Genomic DNA, 2396 nt, shown 5'->3' with positions numbered 1-2396 from the left:
ATCAGCGTCAGCCGCTCGGCTATGTCCAGCCGGTAGCCGGGGTCGCCGCGCAGCTCGTACCGGCGCAGCAGCAGCCCCAGCACCAGCGTCGCCTCGTGCAGCGCGAACTGCCGCCCTATGCACGCCCGCTCGCCGGTGCCGAAGGGTTTGAAGACGTGCGCGGGGCGGGCCCGTACCCGCTCCGGCAGGAAGCGGTCCGGGTCGAAGCGGTCGGCGTCCGGGCCCCAGACCGACGGGTCGCGGTGCAGGGCCGGGATCAGCACCAGGGCCCAGGCGCCCGCGCGCATCGGGTGGACGCCGCCCAGCACCGTGTCCGTACGCGCGGCGCGGGTGAACGCGGGCGCCGTCGGCCACATCCGCAGCGACTCGTCGAGCACCCTGCGCACGTAGCGCAGCTTGCTCACCTGCCTGTACGACGGCTCCAAGGCCCGCCCCCAGACCTCGTCCACCTCCGCGCGGGCGCGGGCCATCACCCCGGGGTGGCGGGAGAGGTAGTACAGCGCGAAGGACAGCGCGCCCGAGGTCGTCTCGTGCCCGGCGACCAGGAACGTGAGGATCTGGTGCCGGATGTTCTCCGGCGACAGCCGCTCGCCGGTGCGCGGGTGGCGGGTGTGGAGCATCAGCCCGAGCAGGTCCTGCGCGTCCGGGTCGGGGCGCTCGGTGCGCTCCCGTACGACCTCGTCGACGACCGAGGTGAGGTACGCGGTGTCGGCGGCGTTCCTGCGGCTGCCCCCGCGGTTCTTCACCGGGCTCAGGGGCCGCGGCACGTTGCTGCCCTGGGCGTGGCTCAGGGAGCGGACCATGGCGGCGACGAAGGGGTGCTGCTCGGTGCGCTCGAAGGAGCCGAAGTCGTAGCCGAAGCCGGTGTTCGCGATGGTCTCCAGGGTCAGCTTCGTCATGTCGGCGGACACGTCGGCCGCGGTGCCCGCGGCGGCGTGCGCGTCCCAGGCTGCGGTCAGCCGGCGGGCCATCGCGAGCATGACGGGGTGGTAGCGCTCCATCGCCTCGCGGGTGAACGCGGGCGCGAGGATGTCGTGGCCGAGCTGCCAGTTGGGCTCGTGGCCGTGCGCGGTGAACAGGCCGTCGCCGCCGACGTCGCGCAGGTTGTACACGGCGAGCACGACGCGCTTGGTGAAGCGCGACTCGTCCGCAAGCTCGCGGGCCAGCTCGGCGCCGGAGACCACCACGATCTCCAGCCCGAAGATCTTGCGCCGGAAGATCGGTCCCAGCTCCCGGGCCATCCGCAGCGAGTCCTGGACGGGCGTGGCGGGGTCGATGCCGAAGACGTCGCCCACCACCGGCACCCGGTGGGGCGGACGGGGGATGCGGCTCAGCTCCGGCCAGGGTCCGGGACGGGTGCGTAAGAACGGCTTCGCCATCGTGCCCTCCCTTATTGAACTCGATTCAGTACGCAGCGTGCGGCACTGCTGAACCGGTGTCAATAACCGCGTCAAGTAAGGTGGCGCGATGGCTCGTTCCGGCGGTCGTGGTACGCGGACGGGGCGTCCGCGCACCCGCATGGGCACCGAGGAACGGCGCCGGCAGCTGCTGCGGATCGGCGCCGAGCTCTTCGCCGAGCGGCCCTTCGACGACGTGTGGATCGAGGAGGTCGCCGAGCGCGCCGGCGTCTCGCGCGGGCTGCTCTACCACTACTTCCCGACCAAGCGGCAGTTCTACGCCGCCGTCGTCCGGCACGAGGGCGAGCGCCTGCTGCGCATGACCGAGCCGGACCCGGCCACGCCCGTCGGCCGGCAGGTGCAGCAAGGGCTGGAGGCGTACCTGCGGTACGCGGAGGAGCACGCGCGCGGCCTGCGCGCCTTCCACCGCGCCTCGGCCGCCGGGGACCGGGAGATCCACGACATCCACGAGCAGCTCCTCGCCGAGCAGGAGCGGCGGATCGTCACCGTGCTCGACGCCCAGGCCGCCGCCGGGCTGCTCGACGGCCCCGCCCCCGCGGCGCTGCGGCTCGCCGTCCACGGCTGGCTCGCCTTCGTCACGGCGGCGGTCCTGGACTGGCTGGAGCGGGGGGAGCCGTCGCGGGCGGAGGTCCGCGAGGTGTGCACCCGTGCCCTGCTCGGCGCCCTGGCGGGCGCGCGGGGGGACTGAGCGCGGTCGCCGCGGGCCGGCAGCCGCTCGATTCGTGGGGCGCGGACGGCGGTCGTACGCTGGAATCATGGCCGCGCGAGCACTGGACGCCACCGGGGCCGCGGAGCTCGTACAGGCCGCGACCGCCGCGCCCTCCATGCACAACGCGCAGCCGTGGCGCTTCCGCTGCCACCTGGCCGGCCGCACCGTCGAGATGCGCGCGGACCTGGACCGAGCCATGCCCGCCGCCGACCCCGAGCGGCGCTCCCTGCACGTCGGCTGCGGCGCCGCGCTGTGCAACCTGCGCGTCG

At 74.0% G+C, this 2396-nt stretch carries 2 protein-coding genes and 1 pseudogene; 2 read left to right on the top strand and 1 reads right to left on the bottom strand.

Going from position 1 to position 2396, the window contains the following annotated elements; genetic code table 11:
• Nucleotides 1-1379 (bottom strand): cytochrome P450 (locus H5J30_RS27635; RefSeq protein ID WP_181790028.1); only part of this gene is annotated, 1379 nt, incomplete at its 3' end.
• 139 nt (nt 1380-1518) lie between these two features.
• On the opposite strand from H5J30_RS27635, the gene H5J30_RS27630 reads away from it, so the two are divergent.
• Nucleotides 1519-2106: a TetR/AcrR family transcriptional regulator gene (locus H5J30_RS27630; protein ID WP_258563562.1), complete on the top strand. Its 588-nt coding sequence runs from the start codon at nt 1519-1521 to the stop codon at nt 2104-2106.
• A 67-nt stretch (nt 2107-2173) separates the two neighbouring features.
• Nucleotides 2174-2396 (top strand): annotated as a pseudogene (locus H5J30_RS27625) (Acg family FMN-binding oxidoreductase); the annotation flags it as partial.

Source organism: Streptomyces phytophilus (assembly GCF_013870535.1).
Taxonomy (GTDB): Bacteria; Actinomycetota; Actinomycetes; order Streptomycetales; family Streptomycetaceae; genus Streptomyces; species Streptomyces phytophilus.
The sequence above is the reverse complement of the archived record's forward strand: the minus strand, read 5'-3'. Positions and strand labels throughout refer to the sequence as shown.